General features: G+C 70.3%; 16 protein-coding genes. 9 read left to right on the top strand and 7 right to left on the bottom strand.

Going from position 1 to position 19,817, the window contains the following annotated elements; translation table 11 throughout:
• Positions 1-95 precede the first annotated feature (95 nt).
• Positions 96-980 (top strand): PAC2 family protein, encoded by an 885-nt coding sequence (locus tag T333_RS22840; RefSeq protein ID WP_355002508.1) that lies wholly within the window; start codon positions 96-98, stop codon positions 978-980.
• 159 nt (positions 981-1,139) lie between these two features.
• Here T333_RS22840 and T333_RS22845 read toward each other — a convergent pair whose 3' ends face one another.
• Complete coding sequence (locus T333_RS22845; RefSeq protein WP_355002507.1) at positions 1,140-1,487, bottom strand: hypothetical protein; 348 nt, start codon at positions 1,485-1,487, stop codon at positions 1,140-1,142.
• A 324-nt stretch (positions 1,488-1,811) separates the two neighbouring features.
• Here T333_RS22845 and T333_RS22850 point away from each other — a divergent pair, with 324 nt between their 5' ends.
• The 6 genes from T333_RS22850 (at position 1,812) to T333_RS22875 (ending at position 12,137) form a co-directional block, all read left to right on the top strand.
• Entirely contained in the window at positions 1,812-2,951 is a 1,140-nt protein-coding gene (locus T333_RS22850; RefSeq protein ID WP_355002506.1) for an NsdA family TPR-like regulatory protein, read from the top strand.
• Positions 2,952-3,207: 256 nt separating this feature from the next.
• Positions 3,208-4,827, top strand: a complete 1,620-nt coding sequence (locus tag T333_RS22855; protein WP_496426116.1) for a TIGR02677 family protein — start codon at positions 3,208-3,210, stop codon at positions 4,825-4,827.
• Positions 4,827-6,224, top strand: coding sequence for a TIGR02678 family protein (locus tag T333_RS22860; RefSeq protein ID WP_496426117.1), 1,398 nt, complete (start codon positions 4,827-4,829; stop codon positions 6,222-6,224). Before T333_RS22855 ends, T333_RS22860 begins: the two co-directional genes overlap by 1 nt.
• Positions 6,225-6,226: 2 nt before the next feature.
• A complete protein-coding gene (locus T333_RS22865; protein ID WP_496425790.1) occupies positions 6,227-10,438 on the top strand; it encodes a TIGR02680 family protein in 4,212 nt (1,403 codons plus the stop codon).
• Between the two features lie 11 nt (positions 10,439-10,449).
• Complete coding sequence (locus tag T333_RS22870; protein WP_496425791.1) at positions 10,450-11,802, top strand: MFS transporter; 1,353 nt, start codon at positions 10,450-10,452, stop codon at positions 11,800-11,802.
• Between the two features lie 62 nt (positions 11,803-11,864).
• Positions 11,865-12,137 (top strand): DUF2283 domain-containing protein, encoded by a 273-nt coding sequence (locus T333_RS22875; protein WP_355002503.1) that lies wholly within the window; start codon positions 11,865-11,867, stop codon positions 12,135-12,137.
• 444 nt (positions 12,138-12,581) lie between these two features.
• On the opposite strand, the gene T333_RS22880 is transcribed toward T333_RS22875, so the two are convergent.
• The 4 genes from T333_RS22880 to T333_RS22895 form a co-directional block, all read right to left on the bottom strand.
• On the bottom strand, positions 12,582-13,094 hold the full coding sequence (locus T333_RS22880; protein WP_357248963.1) for a M15 family metallopeptidase: 513 nt from the start codon (positions 13,092-13,094) through the stop codon (positions 12,582-12,584).
• Between the two features lie 671 nt (positions 13,095-13,765).
• Entirely contained in the window at positions 13,766-13,954 is a 189-nt protein-coding gene (locus T333_RS22885; protein ID WP_355002501.1) for a hypothetical protein, read from the bottom strand.
• A 142-nt stretch (positions 13,955-14,096) separates the two neighbouring features.
• A complete protein-coding gene (locus T333_RS22890; RefSeq protein WP_496425792.1) occupies positions 14,097-14,492 on the bottom strand; it encodes a hypothetical protein in 396 nt (131 codons plus the stop codon).
• Positions 14,493-14,666: 174 nt separating this feature from the next.
• On the bottom strand, positions 14,667-16,343 hold the full coding sequence (locus tag T333_RS22895; RefSeq protein ID WP_357248959.1) for a fumarate hydratase: 1,677 nt from the start codon (positions 16,341-16,343) through the stop codon (positions 14,667-14,669).
• 325 nt (positions 16,344-16,668) lie between these two features.
• On the opposite strand from T333_RS22895, the gene T333_RS22900 reads away from it, so the two are divergent.
• The gene (locus T333_RS22900; RefSeq protein ID WP_355002498.1) at positions 16,669-17,136 is read left to right on the top strand and encodes a MarR family winged helix-turn-helix transcriptional regulator; all 468 of its coding nucleotides are present in this window, start codon (positions 16,669-16,671) and stop codon (positions 17,134-17,136) included.
• A 6-nt stretch (positions 17,137-17,142) separates the two neighbouring features.
• Here T333_RS22900 and mftD read toward each other — a convergent pair whose 3' ends face one another.
• Both mftD and mftE read right to left on the bottom strand, forming a co-directional pair.
• Positions 17,143-18,351, bottom strand: a complete 1,209-nt coding sequence (mftD, locus tag T333_RS22905; RefSeq protein ID WP_357248954.1) for a pre-mycofactocin synthase MftD — start codon at positions 18,349-18,351, stop codon at positions 17,143-17,145.
• A 3-nt stretch (positions 18,352-18,354) separates the two neighbouring features.
• A complete protein-coding gene (gene mftE, locus T333_RS22910) occupies positions 18,355-19,056 on the bottom strand; it encodes a mycofactocin biosynthesis peptidyl-dipeptidase MftE (protein ID WP_496425793.1) in 702 nt (233 codons plus the stop codon).
• 86 nt (positions 19,057-19,142) lie between these two features.
• Between mftE and mftR the strand changes: the two genes are divergently transcribed.
• On the top strand, positions 19,143-19,736 hold the full coding sequence (gene mftR / locus T333_RS22915; RefSeq protein ID WP_496425794.1) for a mycofactocin system transcriptional regulator MftR: 594 nt from the start codon (positions 19,143-19,145) through the stop codon (positions 19,734-19,736).
• Positions 19,737-19,817: the final 81 nt, after the last annotated feature.

Consider the following 19,817-nt stretch of genomic DNA (forward strand, 5'->3'; position numbering starts at 1 on the left):
CGGTCTCGGACGCGAGACACCAGGGGCCGGGAACACGCGCGCGAAGCGCGCCAATAGATACAGCACCGGGCGAGCGCACACCGTAGGCTGACCGGGTGAACCCCAGTGAAACTTCCGATTCGGAACTGCCGACGTTGCGGGATCCGGTGCTGGTTGCCGCCTTCGAGGGCTGGAACGACGCCGGTGACGCGGCGAGCGGCGCCGTGGAGCATCTGGAACTGATCTGGGACGCCGAGCCGCTGGCCGAACTCGATTCCGAGGATTACTACGACTATCAGGTGAATCGGCCGACGGTGCGTCAGGTCGACGGCGTGACCAGGGAAATCCAGTGGCCCGCCACCATGCTCTCGGTGTGTTCCCCGCCCGGCAGCGACCGGGATGTGGTGTTGCTGCGCGGGATCGAGCCGAACATGCGGTGGCGCAGCTTCTGCGGGGATCTGCTCGAGTTCATCGAGCAGTTGGGTGTGCAGACCGTGGTGATCCTGGGCGCGTTGCTCGCCGACACTCCGCACACCAGGCCCGTCCCGGTCACCGGTTCCGCCTACAGCAAGGAAGCGGCCGAGCGTTTCAGCTTGGAGCAGACCCGCTACGAGGGTCCGACCGGCATCACCGGCGTCCTCCAGGATCAGTGCGTCAAGGCGGGGGTGCCCGCCGTGTCGTTCTGGGCGGCGGTGCCGCACTACGTGTCCCAGCCGCCGAATCCGAAGGCGACGATCGCACTGCTGCACCGGGTCGAGGACGTGCTCGACATCGAGGTGCCGCTGGGCGAGTTGCCCAAGCAGGCCGAGGAGTGGGAGGCCGCGGTCAACGAGATGACGGTGGGCGACGAGGAGATCACCGAGTACGTGCGTTCGCTCGAGGAGCGCGGTGACGCGGCGGTCGATCTGAACGACGCGATGGCCAAGATCGATGGCGACGCGATCGCGGCGGAGTTCGAAAAGTACTTGCGCAGAAGGGGTCCCGGTAGTTTCGGGTTGTGATCGGCTGGCTCGCCGGTATTCCCGCACGCACGACGACGGCTGTATCCCCCGTGTGAGCACGGCATCAGCTCGTCCGCCGAGCGAGCGATACGACGACTCTGTCCCCCCGGTGCGAGCAACACCGTCAGGTGTTGCTCGCATCCTCCGGATCCGGGTTGCTCATGAGGCGGTGGGTGGCGGGGCCGCGACGCTCGTCGCCCGCACCTCCTCGACGGTCCAGACCTGGGCCGCCGCCTCCTGGGCCAGCTTCGCGATCAGAATGTCGCGCGGAATCGTCTGGCCGGCAAAGTGATCGAGTGAGGGCACCACCACGTGGTGTGCGTCGGCGCGCTTGAGTTCCTGCGTCAGCTCGGCGAACGCCGTGCCGTCACCCGCTGTCGATTCATGGAATGTTGCGGCGAAGCAAAGCCCTTCGGCTTGGGCGAGCGTGCTCATCGCCCGCTCGAGCTCTTCGCTGTGGCCGTCGGCCAGATCGTCACGCAAGTATCCATAGATCAACGCTTCCACCCGAACCTCCGTTGGATTGGGCCGCTGTTCTCTCGTTTGGATCTTCCCGTGCAGGGTACTGCCGGTGGGGCGGTCTCGGCCTTGCATCTGTACTTACAGTTGCGAATCGGGCAATCCGACCGCTCCTTCTCCAGGATCGCTGACGCAAAACTGCGAATGCAGGTGTCAACCCAGTGACATCTAGATGCCCTATCCGGGCCGCCGCGCGTTAACTGGTGCGATACTACAACCGTGGCCGCTGGAGACGATCGACCCGTCTGGGCTGTCCGGATGCGTTCCGAGCGCGATGCGAGGGGGTGGTCACAGGCGGACGCAGTCCGCGTGATGCGTGCGAAGTCTTCGCACAATCTGCCGACCGACAGCACGCTGCTACGCAATTGGCGGCGTTGGGAGTCGGGCGAGTCGCGGCCCGACGATTTCTACGCGCCCATCATCGCCGCCGCCTTCGACACCGTCACCGCGGCGTTCTTCCCCAAGGCCAGGCCGAACCGGGACGACGAATTGCTCTCGGCCACTGGGATGGACACGCTGGAATTCATCGGCAGGCTGCGCATGTCCGATGTGTCCGCCGCGACCCTGGACGCCGTTCGGATCACCGCGGAGCGCCTGTGCTGCGAGTACGCCTACGCCGATCCGCACGAATTGCACGCCGAGGGCACGTCCTGGCTGCGCCGCATCACCTCTCTGCTGGACGGGCGGCTGACGCTGGCCCAGCACCGGGAGATCCTGGTGCTCGCGGGCTGGGTCGCGCTGCTGGTCGGCTGCGTCGACTACGACCTCGGCCGCCGCACCTCGGCGGAAGCCACCAGGCGCGCGGCGTGGTCGCTCGGCAACGAGGCCGGACATCGCGAGATCACCGGCTGGGCCGCGGAAATGGCGGCCTGGTTCGCGCTCACTCAAGGTAACTATCGGGGCGCTGTGGAAGCGGTGGACGGCGCGTTGGAGGACAGTCGCGAGTTCGGGGTCGGCGTGCAACTCGCCGCGCAACGCGCCAAGGCGTGGGCTCGGCTCGGCGACCGCGGCGAGGTGGAGCGGGCGCTCGGCATCGGCCGGGCGATCCTCGAGCGACTCGACCATCCGGCGAACCTGGACAACCACTTCGTGGTGGATCCGCAGAAGTTCGACTTCTACGCGATGGACTGCTGCCGCGTGGCGGGTGAGGATCGGCTCGCGGAATCCTTTGCCCGCGAGGTCATCCGGAACTCCACCCGCGCCGACGGCACCATCCGCAATCCGATGCGCGTCTCCGAGGCGCACCTGACGCTGGCCGTCGTCGCCGTGCGCAACCGGGACCTCGAACTCGCCGTGGCCGAGGGCATGCGCGCCTTCGCGGGCAAACGCCGCTCGCTGCCCTCACTGATGTGGATCGCGGGCGAGGTGGCGCGCGAGATCATCGAACGCTACCCGGGCGATCCGCGCACGCGCTGCTACCTCGAGCAGCTGCGCGCGCTGTCCACCGAGTGAGCGGGGCGCGGCGGACGGCGGGCGAACCGCGGCGCGGCGGACACAGCCACGCCGAACGGGGGTCGGTCTTGGCGGCGGCGACCGGCCCGCTACTACCCTGTTGCCGGTGACCGACTCCGACGACGGCCCGCCCTACGGCGATAGGCCCGGCTCAGCCGCCCCGGGTGACCAGCCGGGTTCAGCCGTGCTCGGTGATCGACCCGGCCCAGCCGCCCTCGGTGACCAGCCCGGCTCAGCGGTGTTGTGGGACGAGCGGCTGCGGCTGTTCTCCTTCGCGACCGCGGAGAAACGCGCCGAATACCTGTGGGTGCTGCGGGCGTTCGACAGCGCACGCGCCGCGTACGTGGTGTTGCTGCACGCCGACGACGTGGCGGACTGGATTCGGCGCAACGGCGGACGGGCGCGGGTCGCGGAGAGCGGAGCGTCGCCGGACGCGGACGAAACCGCCTCAGCCGAGGCGCAACCCGGCCTTTTCCGGCGCGCCGACGCCGCGCCGCTGAGCGCCGCGGAGATCGGACCACTGCTCGACCAGCTGCACCAGTGGGGCGTGCTGGAGCGCAGCTACGACGGCACCAGGGCCGCGACGCTGGCCGAATACCGCAACCGGCACTACGTCTACCAGTTCTCCCAGGCCGGATTCCAGGCCTATCGCGCGGTGGCGGGCGTGCTGGAGGCGCGGCTGGACGAGGCGGCGCTGTCCCGGCTCGTGCTGCCCGAACTGCTCGCCGACCTGCACACCCTCGCCGAGGCGAACCGGGCGGGCGACGCCGAGCGCGTCTACCGCACGCTGCGCAGGCTGGACGCGGCGCTGTCCGACATGGCCGCGCGCGCCGCGCATTTCTACCTGTCGCTCGGCGATCTGGTGCGCACCACCGAGATCACCCCGGAGTCGTTCCTGGCGCACAAGGACGCGCTGCTCGCGCACATGCGCGAGTTCAGCATGGATTTGGCGCGTTTCCTGCCGCGGCTGGCCGCCGCCATCGGCGAGATCGAGGAGACCGGCGTCGACGAGCTCATCGCCCGCGCCGCGAGCTGCGACGAGCGGGTACTGCTGAGCGCCGCGGAACGCGAGGCGGACTGGCGCGCCCGCTGGCACGGTCTGCGCACCTGGTTCGTCACCTCGGGCGGCGAGGGCGAGTCCACCGAGGCCGACCGGCTGCGCGAGGCGACCATGAGCGCGATCGCGGCCGTGCTGTCGCTGCTGCGGCGGGTCACCGAGACGCGCCGCGGCGGGGTGAGCCGGGAATCGGCGCTGCGGCACCTGGCGGGCTGGTTCACCGCGGCGCCGACCGCGGACGGCGCACACGCGCTCTTCGACGCGGTCTTCGGGCTCGGCAGACCCCGCCACCTGGCCATGGAGCATCCCGACGCCGACATCGTGCCCGCGACGCGGTCGTGGTGGGAGGCGCCGCCACTGGAGATCTCGCGCACGCTGGCCGAGACCGGACGGCCGCCCTCGGCGGGCGCGCCGGGCCGAATCCAGCGCAACGACGCGGGGATTCGCCGTCTGCGCGAAGCCCAGCTGGCCGCGCAGCGCGCCAGGGCGGAGGCCGCGCAGTCGTTGGCAGCCGCGGATGTCCACGAACGGGTGCTCGACGAGCGCGAGACCGAGGTCCTGCTGCGGCTGCTCGACGCCGCCTCGACCGCCTGGGTGCCGGTCACCGGCCGGGTGGCGGGAACCACCGGTTCCGACAGCGGCGTGACGCTCATGGTCTCCGAACACCCGGAACCAACCGTGGTGCGGACCTCACGCGGTCTGCTGCACCTGAACAACCGCAAGCTCGACGTCCGCGCGACCAAGTCTCGCGGCGGGCATCCGGAGCGCGGACGCGGGAAGGACACCGCCGACTCCGAAACCACAGGGGGCGCGGCATGATTCACGCACGTCGCATCGACGCGCTCGCGCTGGACAACTATCAGCGCGCCGCCAGGGTGATCCTGGCCAATCACCTGGTGACCCGCACCTATCCCGATCGGATCGCGCTGCCGCTGATCCGCCGGTGGGCCACCGAACTGCGCGAGGACCTCGCCGAACTCTTCGGCTACCGGCTCGAGGTCACCGAGACCACCGCGCGCGTCTACCCGGTGATCGACCGGCTGGACGGCGGCAAACCCGCGCGCACGGTGAACGATCGCGTCTTCGACCGCCGCCGCTACGCCTACCTCGCGCTGGCGCTGGCGGCGCTCGGCCGCGCGGGCGATCAGGTCACGCTCTCCGAACTGGCCGACCAGGTCGCGGCGTACACGGCGCGGATCGAAGGGCTCGAGCTCGCCCCGGATCGCGCTGCGGACCGCGACGCGTTCGTCGACGCGGTCGGCTGGCTGGCCGCGCGCGGCGCGCTCACCCTCGCCGACGGTGACGCGGGCGGCTGGGCGGCCGATCCCGAGGCGGGCGAGGCGCTCTACGACATCGACCGGCCGGTGGTGTTCGCGCTGTTCCGCCCGCCACGGGCGCTCCAGCATCTGCACAGCGTGCGCGGCCTGCTCGCCGAGGATCCCGCCGTCACCGCCGGTCAGCCCGCCGCGCAGTCCGGCGAACTCGCCCGCCGGGTGCGCCGGGCGCTGGTGGAGCGGCCGGTGGTCTACGCCGACGATCTGACTCCCGAGGAACGCCCGGTGCTGGCGCAGGAGCGCACGGTCGCCGATGTCGAGTTGTTCACCGGTCTGCGCGCCGAACGCCGGGCCGAGGGCGTCGCGCTCATCGACACCTCCGGGCGGCTGTCCGATGTGCGCTTTCCAGGAACCGGCACGCTCGCCCAGGTAGCGCTGCTGCTGGTCGGCGAGATCGCCGACGTCGTCCTCGACATCGACCATCCGCTCCCCCGCCGCCCGCGCAGGGCCGAGCCGGGCGAGACGCTGGCCGACGAACTGGACGACGCCATCCCCGAATCCACGCTGTTCGCCCCGATGGCCGACCTGCCGTTCGAACCCGAAGCGGGCGAGGCGGATTCGACGGTGGACGAACCCGAGGCGACGTACCCGTTCGTCGCGGCCGACTGGGTGCGCGACACCGTGCGTGCCCTCACCGACCGCTACGGCGTCACCTTCGCCGCGCAATGGCAGGCCGACGTGCCCGGGCTCACCGCCCAGGTCACCGCGCTGCTGGCGCGGCTGCGCCTGATCCAGGTGGTCGAGGACGGGCTGCTCGTACTGCCCGCGCTGGCCCGCTACCGCGGCGCGGTGGTCACCGTGCGCACCAAACGGGCCGCGGAACTGTTCGTCACCGCCGCCGACACGGTCGGGGCCTCGAGCACCGGTACGGAAGGGATCTGAACATGTCGGTCATCCACGGCGGAGTGCGTTTCCTCCCGACCCGCGCCGGAATCGTCAACCTGTGGGACTACCGGGATCAGGAGTTCTGCTTCGCCGACGGCAGGCTGGTGCTGCGCGGACCCAACGGTTCGGGCAAGACCAAGGCGCTCGAGGTGCTGTTCCCCTTCGTGCTGGACGGTCGCATCGAGCCGCGCAGGCTCAATCCGTTCGCGGGCGAGGAACGCACGATGAAGTCGAATCTGCTGTACCGCAAGCAGGAGTCGGCTTACTCCTATGTCTGGATGGAGTTCGCGCGCGGGAAGTGGGACGACCCCGAGGTGGTCACCGTCGGCATCGGGATGCGCGCCACCCGATCCTCGGACAAGGTCACCCGCTGGTATTTCGTCGCCGACGGCCGGGTGGGCGTCGACTTCTCGCTCATCGGGCCGGACGACCGCCCGTTCACCCGCAAGCAGTTGGCCGAGCAGATCGGCACCGACTCCATCGTGGACCGGCCGGTCGAATACCGGGCCGCCATCGACGCCCGCATGTTCGGCCTCGGTCAGCAGCGCTACGACCAGCTCATCAATCTCATTCTGACGCTGCGCCGTCCGCAGCTGGCCAAGAACCTGGATCCGCGCGGGCTATCCCAGGCGCTCACCGACGGCCTGCGCCCGCTCGACGAGCAGCTGATCCTGGACGCGGCGCGCTCCTTCAGCGATATGGAGGAGGTCGGCCGCACGCTCGAGGGCCTGGTGCACGCCGACACCGCCACCCGCGCCTTCGTCGGCGTGTACCGGAAATACCTTGCGGTACAGGCGAAGACCGATGTCGACCAGGTGCGCGCGCGGCTGGACGCGGTCACCCACGCCAGCACCGCCCTGTTCGCCGCGACCGCGCTGCGCGAGCGCCGCGAGGCCGAGCGCACCGCCGCGGAGGCCCGCGCCGACGACGCCGACCGCGCCTACGAGCAGGCACTGACCGATCGCGAGACCCTGCAACGCTCCAGCGCCTACGAGGGCAAACAGCAGCTCGACGACCTCGCCGACGCGGTGCGCAGGCTGGAGACCTCGGCGGCGGTGCACCGCGACAAGGCGCTCAAGGCGAACCAGACCTTGGACCAGCGGGCCCAGGAGGCCGAGCGGGCCCGCGCCGCCGTGCAGCAGGCCGCGGCCGCGCTGTCCCGTGGCGAGGACGAGTTGCGTACCGCCGCCGAGGAGGCGGGCATCGCGTGGACGGCGCTGCCGGACGACGCTCGCGGCGATCAGCTCACCGCGACCGTGCGGGCCCGGGCCGAGGAGCGCGACGCCGACGTGCGCGCGGTGCGTAAAGCGTTGGTGCTCATGGATTCCGCGGCTGCCGAGCGGACCAGGGCGGAACGCCTGGCCGAGCGCGCGGTCCAGGCGCGCGAGGCGGCCGCCGCCGAGGCGGCGCACGCCGAGGCGGCGGTGACCTTGGCCCGCACCGAGGCCGCGGCGGCGCTGCGCGCCTGGTGGGACGCGCACCGCGAGTGCTATCTCCCGCTCGGCGGCGGTCTGTTCGACGCCCTCGACGCGGCCCTGGCGAAGGTCGGATCCGATGACGCGGCGGGCGTGGCGGAGGTGCTCGCCGAACGCGCCGAACCGCTGCTGGACGAGTTGCGGGACCGTCGGCTCGCGGCCAAGGCGCGCGCCGCGGCGGCGGGCGAACAGATCGCCGAGCTCACCGCCGAGCGCGACCGAGTCGGCGCGCAGCGCGACGACGCGCCGCCGAACGCCGCGGCGCGCACCGACGACCGAGCGGGTCGTCCCGGCGCTCCGCTGTGGCGGCTGGTCCGCTTCGCCGACGAGGTCTCGCCCGAAACCGCCGCCGGTATCGAGGCCGCGCTGCACGCCGCCGGTCTGCTGGACGCCTGGGTGTGCGCCGAAAACGAGCTACCCGACGACTACCGCAGCGATCAATTCCTCGTCCCGCTGCCGCCGAAGGGCCGACCCGCTGGGCGCACCCTGGCGGACGTGCTGGTGGTGGAGGACGACACCGACGGACTGACCGTGCCGCGGCAGGTCGTCGCCGACGTGCTCGCCTCGATCGCCCTGCTCGACGACCTCGACGGCGCCGCTGGCGTCGCGATCAGCGGCGCGGGCGGATTCCGGCAGGGCGTGCAGGTAGGGAGGCACCACAAGTCCGACGCCGAGTTCATCGGCGCGACCGCGCGCGCCCGCCGCCGCGAGCTACGGCTCGCCGAGCTGGCGAACGCGCTGGACGCGGCCGCCGAGACGCAGCGCGTCGCGCGAGAGGAAGCGGACGCGGCGGACGCGGAACTGGCTCGAATCACCGCCGCCGCCAAGGCGCTTCCACGCCCGGCCGCGGTCACCGCCGCGCTGCGCGCGGTGTCGGAGACCGCGGGCGTCATGCGCTCCCGCTCGGAGTCCGCGGCGCAGGCCGAGAAGGATCTCGACCAAGCGGTCACCGAGGTCGCCGCCATCGACAAGAAGCTGCGGGCCGCCGCCGTCGCGCACCGCGCGCCGCGCGAACCGCGCGAACTCGACGCGCTCGCCGCCGCGATCCGGCATTTCGAGAACACCGGCACCGGACTGCTCCGGCTGCGCGCCGACCACGAGCGGGAACGCGAACGCGAACGCGAGGGCGCCGACCGGCACGACGAGGCACGCGACCTGGCCGAGGCGTTCGCCGAGGAGGCCGAGGCGGCCGAGGCGGGCTACCAGGAGCAGCTGCGCAAACTGGAGACGCTGCGCGAGGCGCTCGGCGCGGGCGCGGCCGATATCGACCGCGAACTCGAGCAGGCCAGGCAGCGCATCGAGGCGACGAGGGCCGAACAGAAGACCGCGCGCAAGGCCGCCAACGCGGCCATCGAGGCGGTCGGCGACGCGGAGGCCGCCTACCGCACCGCGCACGAATCGCTGGGCACCGCGCTCACCGAGGTGCTCGCCGACGTGAAAAGCCTTGCCCCGTATGCCCAGCCGGATCTGCTGTCGTTGCTCGGCGCCGCGCCCGAGTGCCGATGGCCGAGCAGCGACGCGGCGTGGTCGACGCCCGAACAGCTGCTCTATCGCATCACCCAGGCGGGTCCGGAACACGAACCGCGGGTGCTGCCCGACGAAGTGGCCGAGCTCTTCGAAAGCCTCGCCGCGGCAACGGAGTCGGTGCGCGCGGGCGAGGCGGCGCGCAAGTCCACCCGGAGCGCGGTGACCGCGGCCCTGCAGGAGTTCGACGCCGCGCTGGCCGCCTCCGGCCGCGACTACCGCTTGCAGTGGGACGCGGCCGACGGACTGACCGTGGTGCAGGTGCAGGACGAGCACGGCCTCGCCGCGCTCGCCGACTTCGCCGGACGCATCGACCAAGCGCGCCACGACCAGGAGCTGCTGCTCACCGACGCCGAGCGACGCATCCTGGAGGACGCGCTGCTCACCGGGCTCGCCCAGCAGATCCACGAACGCACCAGCGACGCACGCGAACTCATCGCCAAGATGGGCGCGGAGATGAAGCAGCGGCGGATGTCCTCGGGCAACACCATCGGCGTGCACTGGGTGCTCGCCGACAATCTCTCCGATGCCGCGCGGGCGATGTGCAAGCTGCTCGATCGTGACGCCACCACGCTGAGTTCCGACGATCTCGCCGCGATCCGCGCGCACTTCGCCGCCGAGATCCGCGCGGCGCGCGCCGCGCACCCGGAACGCTCCTACCCCGAGATCCTCGCCGCCACCCTGGATTACCGCACGTGGCGGGTGTTCTCGTTCACGCTGATCTCCGGCGACGGCAGCGAAGACAAGTTGACCGTCGCCAGGCACAGCGCGCTGTCCGGCGGCGAGCAGTCGGTGTCGCTGCACCTTCCGTTGTTCGCGGCGGCGCACGTCATGCTCGACTCCGCCGACCCGCAGGCGCCGCGGCTGCTCGCGCTGGACGAGGCGTTCGCGGGCGTCGACGACAACGGCCGCAGCGAATTGCTGGGCTTGAGTGTGCAATTCGACCTCGACCTGTTCATGACCGGCTACGACCTGTGGATCACCTACCCGCACGTGCCGGGCTGCGCGCACTACGACTTGGCGCATTCCACCGCCGAGAACACGGTGAGCGCGACGCTGCTGGTGTGGGACAGCGGCGACTTGCTCGCCGAACACGACGGCAGCGACCTGACCACCGCCCTCGGCTCCCCCAACCGCCGCAGGGTGCCCACCACCATCGAGGGCGGACTCACCCTCGACGACATGCCGGGCGCTCCCGCGCCCGTCGGCTGAAACGGATCGCAGTGACCTCTGTTCCACCCCGCTCCACCGCCGTGTCCGCACCGCGCAGGGTCGCCGCCGCGACCCTGGTCGGCACCACACTCGAGTGGTACGACTTCATGCTCTACGGCACGGCGTCGGCGCTGATCTTCGGCAAGCAGTTCTTTCCCTCGCTGAGCCCGGCCGCGGGCACCCTCGCGGCGTTCAGCACGTTCGCCGTCGGTTTCGGCGCGCGCCCCATCGGCGGGCTGCTGTTCGGGCACTTCGGCGACCGGTTCGGGCGACGCACCACGCTGGTGGTGTCGCTGATTCTGATGGGCGTGAGCTCGACACTGATCGGCCTGCTGCCCACCTACGCGAGCATCGGGTTCTGGGCGCCGGTGCTGCTGGTCGTGCTGCGACTGGCGCAGGGCGTCGGTCTCGGCGGCGAGGGTGCGGGCGCGACCGTACTCTCCATCGAGCACGCGCCGCCGGGGCGGCTCAACCGATATGCGAGCTTCCCGCAGATGGGCACGCCCGCGGGGCTGATCCTGGCCAACGCGATGTTCCTCGGCACGAGCGCGCTGCTGCCCGATGCGGCGTTCCTGTCCTGGGGCTGGCGGATTCCGTTCCTGCTCAGCGTGATTCTCGTGGTCGTCGGGCTGGTGGTGCGGCTGCGCGTCACCGAGTCCGAGGAGTACGCGGGGCTGCTGCGACGCGGCGAGGTGTCGGCGTTTCCGCTGCGCGACGCACTGCGCGTCGGATTGCCGCGGCTGACGCTGATCTTGCTGGCGGCGGTGGCGACCTCGGCCGTGGTGTACATCTTCATGGTCTTCACGCTCACCTACGGGACCAAGACGCTGGGGTTCAGCAGGGACTTCCTGCTGGCGGGCGTCATCGTGGCCGCCGTCGTGTGGTGCGCCACCATGCCGCTGTGGGGCGCGCTCGGCGATCGGATCGGCACCGCACGGGTCTTCCTCGCGGGCACCGCGGCGCTGCTCGCGTGGTGCGCGGTCTACTTCCCGCTGCTGAACACCGGCGATCGGGTCGTGGTCTTCCTGGCGCTGATCGGGATGGGCGTTGTCCTGCCGATCAGCCACAGCGTGGGCGGCATCATCATCGCGGATCTGTTCCCCGCCGCGGTGCGGTACTCGGGGACATCGCTGATCGTTCAGATCTCCGTCATTCTCGGCGGCGGACTCGCGCCGCTCATCGCGACGGCGCTGTGGACCGCTGGCGCCGGGTCCGGTGCGATCGCCTGGTATGTCGTCGCGGTCTGCGCGATCAGCCTGACCAGCACGTTCGTCCTGTTCTGGGTGTTGCCGCGGCACGCGAGCCGCACCGTGGCACGAGCGGCGTCGACCGAACCCGAGGCCGAGCCCGCACCGGTGCGCTGACCACCGCGCGGGCGACCGGGCTACGGCTCGCGACTCGGCGGTCCGGCCGGATCGGAGTTACCGTGAAGTGCTCACGACCGAACGGCGACGCGACGGAGGACCCGGACATGCACATGACCTACGACCCGGCCGCCGACGCCGCGTATTTCACCATCGCCGACGAGGTGGCGCCCGGTGAGGCGACCCGGCAGATCGTCACCCCGGTCGAGGGCGGAACCGTGGTTCTCGACTTCAGCGCTTCCGGCACCCTGCTCGGCTTCGAGGTTCTGGGCGCGCAGCGCATCGTCCCGACCGAAGTCCTCGGCCGGGCCCCGACCCCGCCGACGCACTCCTGAGGTGACCGACTTCGGACCTGTCCCAGCGCGGACCAGCCGCAGCGCACTCCCGAGGTGACACGCTCCCGTTGCGAACGCGGACGAGAATCGCGCGGCGCACGTCACACCAGCGGGTGCGGAATAGATCCGCGCGGCGGCCCGTTGAAGCTCACCGTCGGCGTCCGGACAGCCCCGGGCCGCACCCCTTTCAGTCGCTTCGAGCGACCACTCGCCGAGAGGCGCTTGTGGGACGTCGGCACCCCGTTCGTGGCACCGTTCGCCGGTGCCGGGGGACTGAGCGCCGCCAGGTGATCCTGGCGGCGTTTCACGTTTCCGGGCATGGCCCCGGCACGAGTTTCGGCGGTCGCCGACGGCCGGGTCGAACCGGTCGCAGTGTTCGCCGTTGGCCGGGCCGCACCCAGTCACAGCGTCGCCCAACGTCTGTGTTGCAGTGTCGGCCAAGTCCTAGCGTTCGCTGGCGTCCGTGCGCGGCGTCGGGCAGGCGCCGCCGGGGACGGTGGCGACTTCGAAGTGCCACCATTCGTTCGCATAGGTGAGACAGAGGCCCCAGCGGTTCCCGTGTTCTCGGAGCCACTGCGCACCCTCCTGCGGACCGACGTCGACGGCCTGACCCGCGACGTGGGTCGACTCCTCGGGCGGCAGCACCCAGCGGCGCGCCTCCTCGGGGCTGCCGTAGGTGGCGATGCCGTCCTCCCACATCGCCTGCTGCTCGGCGTAGCCGCGGTGACCCGAGTTGATCCACAGCGGAACGTCTTCGGCGTGCGCCGCGTTCTCGGCGAGGGTGTAGGCCACCGCGAGCACCGGATCGAGTCCCTCGGTGCCCGCGGCCGAACCGACGACCTCCCATTGTCCGGCCGGGGCCGCCAGCGCCTGCGGTGCGGCAGTGCTCCCGATCGCGGCCGCCGCCAGTACGCCGACCGCCATCCCCTTCCCGATGCCCTCACTCCACAGCAGCATGGGCGCCATAGTAGTGGCGGGCCACCACCCGCTCCCCGGCTCGGAACGATCGGGAGATCCACAACACACTCGGCGTCGATTGCGATGCGGCACCTGGCAAACCGGTCCCGTGCGGCACCCGACACCACACCATTCCCACCGGGTCTCGATCTCGGCGCGCCATCGGGTTCGGCATCCCCCACCCGACACCCATCACCCGCGCAGCAGTCGGAACCCGCGAACCGAGGAGGGAAGATGGTTGCCCGACAAGCACTTCGGCTGCACCACCGCTCCGGTCGAAGCCATTCCTCTCCGCTCGGCAGCGAAAGGGCGGCTGCCGAGCGGCGAGCCGATACTGGACGGTCCTTTCGAGCACACCCCCGGAGCGGCACCGGTACGACCTCACCATCACCGCCGGAAACCTGCAGTCCATGCCAACTCAGGGTTCACACCGGCGATTTCGTGTGTATTACCTGTGGAGAGAAACCCGGCGAGCCGCCTCCCGACCTCTCGAATCCACAGGCGTGTGGATAACCAGCAGTGATAGCGAACGGCTACATCCCGGCCCCAGATCGCCCCATCCGATCCCCAATCCGCTTGCCCGCCAATCCCACTATCCACAGGAAAGATCGCTGTCCACATAGTTATCCAGTGCTGTGGATCACAGTCGAGTGGGCGCTGCTACCAATCCCCTACTGCGCCCGGACGACCCGCACCAGCTCGCCGTCGATGTACTCCAATCGGACACGGTCACCGACCCCGACCGGAACATCGGTCTCCACCAGGACATCTCGAACCGCGACGCGTTCACAGGTCTCGGTGATCACTTCGCCGAAGCCGCCGTCGGAATCCGGGATCCAGGTCTGCACGATCGCCCACATCGGACCGACCCTACGCGCCGGACGAGCCGGAGCGATTTGTCCGAATACTCCGCGCCGCGAGCCTCTTTCGCGGCCCCGAAACAAAGATGCGCCGAGGCCCGCGAACGGCCTCGGCGCAGCGACCAACCGGTCGGCTTTCCGGCTAGATCGGCTCGCCCCGCTGAATCGCTTCGGCGGCTTGACGATTGCGACCGATCCTGGCGCCGATCGCCACCCCGTACTCCCGCGCGTACGCAAGCGCGGTATGGATCTTCCGGGACTGCAGATCGGCTTGCCCGCTCAGCACGGTGATCCGTTGTTCCACCGGACCCTCCAACTCGAGCAGCCGGGCGACCACCTCCCAGATCTCCGGCCCGGCGGCCAGCGCGGCCCGCCGGTCGTGGATCGGCCCACGGAACACGATCCCCGGGTGCTCCAACTGGTCGACCCCCTCCCGAATCAACCTGTTCAGCAGTGCGGTCGAACTGGTTCCCTCCTGCGCGGCGCGCGCGACAAGCCGTCGCCCGGCCGATTCCGAGACGCGAAACGACGTACTCATTGCCCTCCTCGCTCGAAATTCATCGACCTACCCCGCTAAGGGTGCCTCGGGAGGGCGGCGATGCCACACCGGTGATCATGGTGACATCGCCATGTCCGCACCTCCCGCCCGACACCGCGCGGCGAAGTCAGCCGACCGCCTCGCGCCGCCGGTGAGCAGGGGGAACCGGGCGTCTCAGACCCGTTCCTTGGACCGGGTGCGCACCCGCAGCGCGATGGGCTTCTGGGTCTCGGCGAAGAAGTCGTTGCCCTTGTCGTCGACGACGATGAACGCCGGGAAGTCCTCGACTTCGATCTTCCAGACCGCCTCCATACCCAGCTCCGGGTATTCCAGCACCTCGACCGACTTGATGCAGTCCAGCGCGAGCCGGGCCGCCGGGCCGCCGATGGAGCCGAGGTAGAAACCGCCGTGCTCCTTGCACGCCTTGGTGACCTGCGCCGAGCGGTTGCCCTTGGCCAGCATGACGAACGATCCGCCCGCGGCCTGGAACTGATCGACGTAGGAGTCCATCCGGCCCGCGGTGGTCGGGCCGAAGGAACCGGAGGCGTAGCCGTCGGGGGTCTTGGCCGGACCCGCGTAGTACACGGCCATGTCACGCAGGTACTCGGGCATCGGCTCGCCCGCGTCCAGCCGCTCCTTGATCTTGGCGTGCGCGATGTCGCGGGCGACGACCAGCGGACCGGTCAGCGAAAGCCGGGTCTTGACAGGGTATTTCGACAGTTCCGCGCGGATCTCCGACATCGGCCGGTTGAGGTCGATCTTCACCACGTCGCCACCGAGGATCTCGTCGGTCTGCTCCGGCAGGTACTGCGCGGGCTCGCGCTCGAGCTGCTCCAGGAACACGCCCTCCGGGGTGATCTTGGCCAGCGCCTGCCGGTCGGCCGAGCAGGACACCGCGATCGCGACCGGGCAGCTGGCGCCGTGTCGCGGCAGCCGCACCACGCGTACGTCGTGACAGAAGTACTTGCCGCCGAACTGGGCGCCGATCCCGAACTCCTGGGTGAGCTTGAAGACCTCTTCCTCGAGTTCCAGGTCGCGGAAGGCGTGCGCGGCGAGCGAGCCCTCGGTGGGCAGGTTGTCCAGGTAGTGCGCCGAGGCGTACTTGGCGGTCTTGAGCGCGAATTCGGCGCTGGTGCCGCCGATCACGACCGCGAGGTGGTAGGGCGGGCAGGCCGCGGTGCCCAGCGAGCGGATCTTCTCGTCCAGGAACTCCAGCATGCGCGTGGGGTTCAGGATGGCCTTGGTCTCCTGGTAGAGGAAGGACTTGTTGGCCGAACCGCCGCCCTTGGCCATGAACAGGAACTTGTAGGACGGGTGCGCGGGATCGCCCTGGGTGGAGTACAACTCGATCTGCGCGGGCAGGTTCGAGCCGGTGTTCTTCTCGTCCCACATGGTGATCGGAGCCAGCTGCGAGTAGCGCAGGTTCAGCTTGGTGTAGGCGTCGTACACGCCCCGGCTGATCCACTCGGCGTCGTCCACGCCGGTCAGCACGCCCTCGGACTTCTTGCCCATGACGATCGCGGTGCCGGTGTCCTGGCACATCGGCAGGATGCCGCCCGCGGAGATGTTGACGTTCTTGAGCAGGTCGAGCGCGACGAAGCGGTCGTTGCCCGAGGACTCCGGGTCATCGATGATCTTGCGCAGCTGGCCGAGGTGCGCGGGGCGCAGGTAGTGGCTGATGTCGTGCATCGCCTCGGTGGTCAGCAGGCGCAGCGCCTCGGGATCGACCTGCAGGAACGTGCGTCCGTTGTGCTCGAAGGTGCTGACGCCCTCGGTGGTCAGCAGCCGGTACGGCGTGTCGTCGGCGCCGGTCGGCAGCAGATCTGAATAGCGGAACTCCGGGGCGGTCACGGATCGCACTCCTTCGGGTGAGGCTGGGGCTCGAGCGGACCAGCGGCCACAGGCGGCCTGAGCCGGGCTGGTCACAAGCACAGGGAGCCTATCCACGGGCCGCGACCGACTCCGGGTTAGGCAAACCTAATAGTGCTGGCGGACACAGTGACCCACACCCGACCCCTCGGCACCGGACGCAAGGCCCCGGGTCTCCCATTGGTAAGCAGCACAAAAGGTTGCACGTTCAACCCCGGTGGTGCTACCTGTCAGATCCGAAGTTTGTCGCGCTCGACACGACCACAGCGAGGCAATGTAGATGACACGTCAGAGTTTGGAGGCTGTCGTGACCGATCCGCAGTGGCTCGACGATGTGGAAATGCGGGCCTGGCTGGGATTCGTGCGCACGCGCGACCTCATCGCGGCCGCCGTGGGGCGCGACTCCTCCCGGGAGTCGAACCTCACCTACGTCGAGTACTCGGTGCTTGCCAACCTCGCCGGCTCCGACGACCACCGGCTCACCTTCGCCGATCTGGCCGAGGCGCTGGAGTGGTCGCAGAGCAGGCTCTCGCACCAGATCACCCGGATGGAGAAGCGCGGGCTGGTGGTGCGCGAGCCGATTCCCGACGACGCCCGCCGCACCGCCGCGCGACTCACCCCGCGCGGCGCCGACGTCCTCGGCACCGCCGCGCCCGCGCACGTGCGCAGCGTGCGCAGGCACATGATCGACGCGCTCGACCGCGAACAGCTCAGCGCGCTGGCCGACATCTACGACACGCTGCTCGCGCACCACCGGCGGCAGCCGCCGAGCTGAGCGACCTCAGGCCGAGGCGGGCACCACCTTCGCCGTCGAGCGCTGCGGAACACCGAGCGCTCGTTCGAAACCGTTGGGCACCACCAGATCGTCACGGTCCAAGTCGGTGACGGCCGTCTTGCGCAAGCCGAGCAGCGCCGAGTCGATGCCGCCGCGCAGGATGTCGAGCACGTTCTCCACGCCCGCCTGTCCGTTGGCGGCGAGGCCCCAGAGGTAGGCGCGGCCGATCATCACCGCGCGTGCGCCAAGCGCCACGGCTTTGACGACGTCACTGCCGCGGCGGATGCCGCCGTCGAGGACGACTTCGATCTGGCCGCCGACGGCGTCCGCGATGACCGGCAGCGCGCGGATGGCGGCCGGGGTGCCGTCCAGGTTGTTGCCGCCGTGGTTGGAGACCGAGATGGCGGTGACGCCCGCGTCGACCGCACGTTGCGCGTCGTCGACCCGCATCACGCCCTTGAGCATCACCGGACCGTCCCACTGCTCGACGATCCAGCGCACGTCGTCCCAGTCCGGCGCGGGCGTGCCCATCCACTCGCCGTAGGCGCCGAAGAAGCCGGGCGCCGGGCCGTCGCCCACCGCCATATTGGGCGCGGTGAGATCGGGAATGTGCCCGGAGCGGACGTAGGTCGCCAGCCAGCGCGGACGAGCCAGGGTCTGCGGCGCGAACTTCAACATGGTGCGCAGATCCAGCTTCTCCGGGATCACCGGGCTGCCCCAGTCGCGGCCGTGCGAGAACGACCAGTCCAGCGTCAGGATGAGCCCGACCGCGCCCGCCGCCTTCGCCCTCGCCATGCGCTGCAGGATCTCGTCCTTGCCGCCGCACCAGTAGAGCTGGAAGAAGGTGGCCGGATTCGCCGCGATCACTTCCTCGATCGGCTTGCTGGCGAAAGAGCTGAGCCCCATGGCGATACCGCGTGCGGCGGCGGCCCGCGCCACGGCCACCTCACCGTCGGGATGCACGGCCTGCACACCGGTCGGCGAGATCAGCACCGGCATCGACAGCTGCTGGCCCAGCACCGAGGTCGATTGGTCGCGCTCGCCGATCGGACCGGCGCAGTGCGGCGCGAAACCGAGTTCGGTGAAGGCCTGCTGGTTCTCGTCGATGGTCTGACCGCGCTCGGAACCGGCGATCAGCGCGCCGTACACCGATTTCGGCAGCCGCTTCTTCGCGCGACGCTGCGCCTCGGCGACGGTTTCGAACCAGGGATTCATGAGCTAAGTCCTTTCGGGGACGGCCACCGGCCACCAGTGCCGGGTTCTCGCGGTCAGGTCGTCGGTCAGCCGGGCGAGCAGGGCGCGCCCCTCCTCCGCGTGCGCGCCAGCGGGATCGCCGAGCACGCCGTTCGGGCTCACCGCGCGCACTCCCCCGGCGCGCAGCAGCGGCAGCAACTCGGCGAGCGAGCGGGTGTCGCCCTTCTCCGCGCGGTCCGCGCGCACCAGGTCGGGGCGCAGCGCCAGCTGCAGCGCGGTCTCGGCGCGGCCTGCGTGCAGACCGCCCGGATAGCTGGGCAGATGAACCCGGACGTCACGCGATTCGCTGCGCAGCAGCTCCTCTGCGCGGCGTAGCGGTTCCAGGTTGCCGCCGTGCCCGCTCACCACGAGGACGCGGTCGAAGGTGTCGGTGGCCGAGCGGCACAGCTCCACGATCAGCAGCTCCAGCGCGGCCTGCCCGATGGAGAGGGTGCCCGCGAAGCCCGCGTGCTCGCCGCTGGATCCGTACGGAATCGCGGGCGCCACAAGGACATCCGTGCGCGCGGCGGCCAACCGCGCGCAGAGCGCGGCGGCGATGTCGGTGTCGGTGGACAGCGGCAGGTGCGGCCCGTGCTGCTCGGTCGCGCCGACCGGCACGGCGAGGATCGCGCCGGCGGCGGCGCGTTCGCCCGCCTCCGGCCATGTGAGATCCGCCATGGTGCCCATGTCGGCGAGATTAACGTCACAGGCTGACAAAATCAATACTTTCAGTGACTGACAAAAATCGGCGCCGCAGCGGACATAATGGCTCCGTGACGACGCGGACCACCCGGGGCCGGCCCCGCGGCACCACCAAGCGCGAGCTCGAGGTCATCGCCATGCGCCTGTTCACCGAGCAGGGCTTCGACGACACCACCGTCGACCAGATCGCCGCCGCCGCGGGCATCAGCGGGCGCACCTTCTTCCGCTACTTCCCCACCAAGGCCGAGGTGCTCTGGCACCAGTTCGACGACGAGGTCGCCGCGCTGCGCGCGGACTTCGCGACGGTGCCCGACGACGTGCCGATGATGACGGCCGTGCGCCGAGTCGTGGTGAACGCCAACCGTTATCGCGCCGAAGACGTGCCCGAGTTGCGCAATCGCATGCACCTGATCGCCACCGTGCCCGCGCTGGCCGCCACGGCGGGCGCGCACTACGACGCCTGGGAGCGGGCGGTGAGCGCGTTCGCCGGGCGACGACTCGGCGAACCCGAGGACGCGCTGATCCCGATGGCCGTCGGCCGCGCCACCCTTGCGGCGGCACGCGCGGCGTTCGACGCCTGGTTGCGCCGGGCGGACGCCGATCTCACCGTGTACCTGGAGGAGGCCCTGCTCGCACTGGAACGCGGATTCGTGGCGCGCACGTGAATTGCGCACGAGCAACCCGTAGGTTTCGGCGGCAATCGGGATGGGGTATGACTAGGCTCGGACTCGGCCACGGCCGAGCGC

The organism is Nocardia sp. CNS-044 (genome assembly GCF_059570515.1).

Bases quoted from the DNA above. Each gene is read 5' to 3' on its own strand.
- T333_RS22865 (WP_496425790.1), top strand. From the start codon at position 6,227: ATGTCGGTCATCCACGGCGGAGTGCGTTTCCTCCCGACCCGCGCCGGA.
- T333_RS22890 (WP_496425792.1), bottom strand. From the start codon at position 14,492: ATGAGTACGTCGTTTCGCGTCTCGGAATCGGCCGGGCGACGGCTTGTC.
- T333_RS22880 (WP_357248963.1), bottom strand. From the start codon at position 13,094: ATGCTGCTGTGGAGTGAGGGCATCGGGAAGGGGATGGCGGTCGGCGTA.
- mftD (WP_357248954.1), bottom strand. From the start codon at position 18,351: ATGAATCCCTGGTTCGAAACCGTCGCCGAGGCGCAGCGTCGCGCGAAG.
- T333_RS22885 (WP_355002501.1), bottom strand. From the start codon at position 13,954: ATGTGGGCGATCGTGCAGACCTGGATCCCGGATTCCGACGGCGGCTTC.
- T333_RS22850 (WP_355002506.1), top strand. From the start codon at position 1,812: ATGCGTGCGAAGTCTTCGCACAATCTGCCGACCGACAGCACGCTGCTA.
- mftE (WP_496425793.1), bottom strand. From the start codon at position 19,056: ATGGGCACCATGGCGGATCTCACATGGCCGGAGGCGGGCGAACGCGCC.